General features: G+C 60.9%; 3 protein-coding genes. All 3 read right to left on the bottom strand.

Annotated features, from left to right (window positions below; genetic code table 11):
- Positions 1-4,416, bottom strand: a 4,416-nt coding sequence (locus QZ329_RS14725) for an S-layer homology domain-containing protein (protein WP_295753755.1), incomplete at its 3' end; no start/stop codon positions are given.
- Positions 4,417-4,501: 85 nt separating this feature from the next.
- Entirely contained in the window at positions 4,502-4,843 is a 342-nt protein-coding gene (locus QZ329_RS14720) for a DUF3846 domain-containing protein (RefSeq protein WP_251316487.1), read from the bottom strand.
- Between the two features lie 30 nt (positions 4,844-4,873).
- Entirely contained in the window at positions 4,874-5,248 is a 375-nt protein-coding gene (locus QZ329_RS14715; RefSeq protein ID WP_295753753.1) for a DUF6017 domain-containing protein, read from the bottom strand.
- Positions 5,249-5,598: the final 350 nt, after the last annotated feature.

The raw sequence follows: 5,598 nt of genomic DNA, 5'->3' as shown, positions 1-5,598 counted from the left end.
CAAGGTGTACTCGCCGGGTTCGGGGAAGATCACAGTGCCGCCGTCATTGTCCAGGTTGGACAGATCAATGATGCAGGCTGCGCCGTCCTTCTGCGCGGACCATGTGATGATGGCCCCGTCCGGGTTAAAGAGCTTGTCCATGACCACGGGGACGCGGTTGCCCACGTACTCCATATCTGCCATGGAGAATTGGAGGGAGCCTACCGGCAGGACGGTAATGGTGTCGCTGGCGGTGAAGGTCCGCCCCAGGCCGTCCCGGAGAGTGCCAATCAGCCGGAACTCTCCGCCCTGGGTGAACTGAATCGCACCGCCCAGGTTGTTAAGGTCCCCGGTGATATAGGTAGCAATATCAGCGGGTTTCCCATCCTTCTCCAAGGACCACTCCACAGGCAGCGCAATGTTATTGCCCAGGGTCCGCACCTGGACCGTCTCACCGGTGTAGACCTGCTGCTCAATGATGCTGACCTGCAATTCCTGTTCTGCCAGGACCTCAATCGAGGGGCCGTCAAAGGAGAACACCCGCCCGGTGGGGTCGGTGATCTCACAGCCGAGGGTGAACACTCCGGCGTGTTTGATACGGATTTCTCCCGGCTCCACGCCAAGAGTACCCGCAACGTAGGTCCCCCAATTCTGGCGGAGGCCGTAGGTGTCGTCAATGTGCCACTGGATGGAGGCATCCGCCGTGATATTCTTGGATTCCACCGCTACGGTAAAGGTGCTGTCCGTGTGTGCGTAGCCGGGCATGGTCCAGGCGATCACAGGAATGGGATAGACGGTGAAAGACTGCTCATAGGAGTAGGAGCGGCCCCCAGCGTCCTTGAAGCTGGCTTTCAGCTTGTACTCGCCCGCCTGCTTGAACTGGATTTTCCCGCCGTCAGCCGTCAGTTCCCCGGTCACATAGTCGGAGACAGGGACATTCTCGCCGTTCCGGGTCAGGGACCAGCGCAGGGGGTTCTCGCCCAATTCCGCAAAGCCCGTCACCAGCGTGACAACAGAATCGGTGTGGAACATTTTGGGCAGATAGAAGCCGGACACGCCCACGGGGTAAATCTGGATGGAAGCCGTGGCGGTGGTGACACGGCCCAGCTCATCCGTCACGCTGGCGGTGAAAGTGTAAAAACCGGGTTCGGAGAAGAAGCCGTGCCCGCCCCTGGCGGTCAGGTCAAAGGGTGGCATGATCTCTTTGCCATCCCGCAGGACTGTCCAGACCACTTCGTTGCTGCCCAGGTTCTCGGTGGTCAGCCGCACATCCTCCGCAGTATCGGTGTGGCTCATATCGCTGAGGGAAATTGTCAGGCCGACAACGGGGTAAATGCGGATGGTCTGCGAACAGGAATACTCCCGGCCCAGCGCGTCTACGGCGGAGGCGGTCAGAGTGTAGGTCCCCACTTCGGGGAAACGGACTTTGCCGCCCAGGTTGCCCAGGTCGCCCAGCATGGAGCCGGTCAGGGAAACCGCCGCGCCGTCCTTCGTCAGCGTCCAGGCTACGTCCTGCCCCTGCAAATCGCTGGTCAGGAGGTCCACGGGAGTGCTGCTGTCTGTCCACGCGGCGGCAGGGAGGGTGAAGTCCAGGCCCGCCACGGGATAGACCATGACTGTGACGGCGGGAGCGGCGAACGTCCGCCCGGTGGCGTCCGTCACGCTGGCGGCAATGTCATAGGCCCCGGCGCTGGTGATCTGGATGGTGCCGCCGTTGTCCGTCAGATTGCCGGTGTACTCCACAGCAGCAGAGGGGTCATTGGACGGCATGATCTTCCAGACCACGGGCAGGGCGGTGTCCTTTTCCAGCGTGACGCTGACCGGCTCATCCGTATGAGTGGCGGCATCCGCCGTCAGGGTCAGGGAGAGGACGGGATAAACCTCAATCGTCTGCTCATAGGTAAAGGCACGGCCCAGGCCGTCCGTCACGGAGGCGGTCAGGATATTTGTGCCGGTCTGAAGGAATTTCACGTTACCCCCAGCGTTGTCGAGGGTCCCGTTGATACCGGCAGGGAGGGAAACGGTCTGGCCGTCCACGGTCAGGGACCACGCAATTTTGCTGTCCCCCACGTTCTCGGAGGTCATTTTCACCTTTACCGTCTCATCCGGGTGGGCAAACTCCGGGAGCTTGAAGGACAGGCCCATGGTGTCCCACACGCTGATGGTGGCGCTGGCACTGAATGTCCGCCCCAGGTGGTCCGTCACGCTGGCGGTCGCGGTGTAGTTACCCGCAGAGGGGAAGGTGATCTCGCCGCCGCTGTTGGTCAGGGCGTTCTCAACCACAGCACCGTCCTCGGAAGTCACTTCCCAGGTCACGTCCAAGTCAGTCCCGGAGAGGTTGATGCTGGCGGGCTGGTCAATATGGGCTGTCTCCGGCGCGTCCAGCGTCAGGACGATCACCGGGCAGACCTCCAAAGGCAGGTCAGCAATATACTCCTTCCCCAGCTCATCCGTAATGGTGGCGGTCAGGACATAGGCCCCGGCTCCGTCAAAGGCCAGTTTGCCGCCGTTATCGTCCAGAGAAACAGAAACACCCGCGCCGTCACGGGTCAAAGCCCATGCAACAGTCGAGGGTGCGCCATGCTCCACGGTCAGATTGATTACCGCCGCTTCGTCCTCATGGAGCTTGTCGGTGTCAGCGGTCAGGGAAAGGGACAGGTTTGGGATAACTTTGATTGCCACAGGCTCGGAAGAAAACTCCCGGCCCTGGGCATCCACGGCGATAGCGGTAAGGGTGTAGTCCCCAGCACCGTCAAAGGTAAGTGTCCCGCCCTGGTCGCCCAGGCTGACAGCAGCCTCTTTGCCATCCTTGGTCAGCGCCCAGCGGACGGAATCGGGTTTGCCGCCCTCCACCGTCAGGCCAATCTCCACGGATTCATCCTCATGCACCTTCTCCGCGCTGGCGGTCACGGTGGGGACGATCACCGGCAGGATGGTGATGGACTGGCTGGCGGTGTACTGCTTCCCGGCGGCGTCCGCGAGGGTAGCCGTCAGGGTGTACTTGCCCGTCTCGGTCAGAGCCAGTGTGCCGCCGTCCTTGGTGAAGCTGGCGAGGGGCTGGTTTGCGCCGTCCTTCATCAGCGTCCAGACCACGGAGCCGTCCAGATCATTTTTCAGCAGCAGCTTCACATCCTCCGTCCGGTCGGTGTAGCCATACTCCGGCAGAGAAAAGGCAATGTCACCGATGGGCAGGACCTCCACAGTTTTCTCGCAGGAGGCGGTGCCGCCGCTGTTCTCCACAGTGCCTTTCAGCGTATAGCGGCCAGCCTCCATGAAGTAGCAGATGCCGCCGTCCTTGGTGAAGCCCTCCGGCATGGCGATAGATTTCCCGTCACGGGTCAGCTCCCAGGTGACGGCCTCCGCGCCGGTGAGCGTGGTTTTCACGGAGACGGAATCCCCCACATACCGATACGCCGGAAGGTCAAAGGCGATTGTGGGCTTGTCGGCCTTGCCGGTAAACAGGACCTTGTTGCCCTTGTCCATGCCGCTGGGGTAGACGATGGAGCAGCCCTTCTCGGACAGCTCCGTGGCCGCAGCGTCAAAGACCACCTGCACCGGGCCGTCATTCCGGGGCGTGACCACGCCCGCCACGGTGGATTTTCCGGTGATGTTGACAGCAGAGCCGCCCCACACCACCAGCCGCCCCTTGACGGTGATGTTATTGAGGTCCAGGGCGTTCTCCCCCAGACCGTTGGCGAGAATCAGGTCGCTTTCAAACACAGCGTCCTTGATGCTTACCGCGCCCCGCACCAGAACCGTGTCCCGGTAGGTGCCGGTGAGATCACCGGAATCGTGGACGCTCTGGAAGATATTGCTCATGATCTGCGCCATCTCCGCCCTGGTGATCTGGCCCTTGGGGTTCAGACGGCCATCGTTGTAACCGCTGACGTAGCCCCGCTCTACCATGGCGGCAACGCTGTCCGCCGCCCACGCGCCTACCTGGTTCCGGTCCGGGAACCGGGCAAGGGCGGAGTTACCGGCAGAGGACAGGCAGACCGTCCGGGCCAGCACCACCATGGCCTGTTCGCGGGTGATATTCTCATTCGGTCCCATGCGGCTGCTGGAATACCCGGCGAAGGTCCCCATGTGGACTGCCTGGGCGATGTAGTCATGGTGCCAGCTCCCACGGGGTACATCCGTGAAGCGGGAAATGTCGGCGCTCTTGTAGGTGTTAAACAGCCGGTCGATCATAGCGGCCATCTGAGCGCGGGTGAGATAGCCGTCCGGGTTCAGCTTGTCCTCGGACGTACCCACCAGCACACCATTGTTCACCGCCCACGCCAGGGCTTCATAGGCCCAATGGCCGTAGGCGTCGCCGTAGTCGGTGATCTTGTTGGCATTGGCGGCATGGGCGTTGACTGCTAAAAGGCTAACCATCATCACTGCCGCCAGGAACAGAGAAAAGAATCGCTTTAGATTGGGAAATTTGATGCTCATGCGTCCTCCTTTCAGATTTTGGATTTTCCGGGGTGTGCTATGTACTAGGGCGGGACCAGCAGGCGGCGGAGCAGATGGCGGTGGGTCAATCCTTATCGCCTCCCTCCGGGCCGGACGTGGCGAAGTAGGCTTCAAATTCCCGCTGCTGGGCAGGGGTCAGGGAGGTAAAGTGTTCCCCCTCAAAGCCGCACAGCAGGAACGTCCCGGCGATAAAGTCCCCGCTGTCCGTGGGATTCTCCCGGTTGGGCATGAGTTTCATGTTCTTGCCCTCACCGTTGCAGATCAGCATGACCCGCTGGGGCAGATAGCACCCGGCCTCAATGGGTCCGCCCACAATCTGCTGAAAGGCTTCCAGCGTATCCTCCACCTGGATGGGGCGAGGAGCCTCGCAGGGTTCTACCACCAGAATGTCGATTTTGTTTGCCATACAGAAAATCCTCCTTTGTCTGTCCGGTTGTTATATTCCAGCCGCGTCCTGGGCCAGATCGTGGCTGACCAGGGATGCGTAATACTGGCTGATGGTTGTGGGCGCGTTGTAGAGCGCCGCCAGGGTATACGCCTTGATGTTCTTTACCAGCGTGGTGTTCTGGCTCAGGCTGTCCAGAACATAGGCGATATGCTCATGGCCAAGTTTCAGGAACCGGCTCTTGACCACGCCGGTAGGCATTTCCTCTCCGGCGATACGGATGAAGTCCCGCCGGGAACAGCAGACCTCCACCATAAGCTCCACATAGCCCTCCAGCGTTTCCTCATCGTAGGGATGCTCGGTCAGGAGCAGGTCATAGTCGATATTTTCTTTTATCAGCTCTCGGTATCCATCCATCTCATCCATCCTCATACGGCTCTTGGGCCGACCGGGGCCCCCGCCGCAAACCAGCGAAGCGTTTGCGGTGGGGAGAGACGGAGCAGCGCAGCGAGTGAGCTTTGCCGCTTGCGGCGAAGCGAGGGATGCGGAGCTTGCGACGGCGAGGGTAGGGGGAAGGATGGATGGGTCAGTATCGTTCAGTTCAGTATTTTTCTTTTCAGTCTTATTAGGGACGGAAAAACCGCTGTCAAGACCGCGCATTTCCAGCGGTGCAGACTGCGGTTTTTCCGCAGTCAAGAGTGCGGCACTGTCCAGCGGTCCAGACTGCTGATTTTCCGCAGTCTGAGGGGCCGGGGGCGGCGGTGCCTGTTCCGGCT

Origin of the sequence: uncultured Oscillibacter sp. (assembly GCF_910579365.1) — a bacterium.
In the GTDB taxonomy this organism is placed as follows: Bacteria; Bacillota; Clostridia; order Oscillospirales; family Oscillospiraceae; genus Oscillibacter.
The sequence above is the reverse complement of the archived record's forward strand: the minus strand, read 5'-3'. Positions and strand labels throughout refer to the sequence as shown.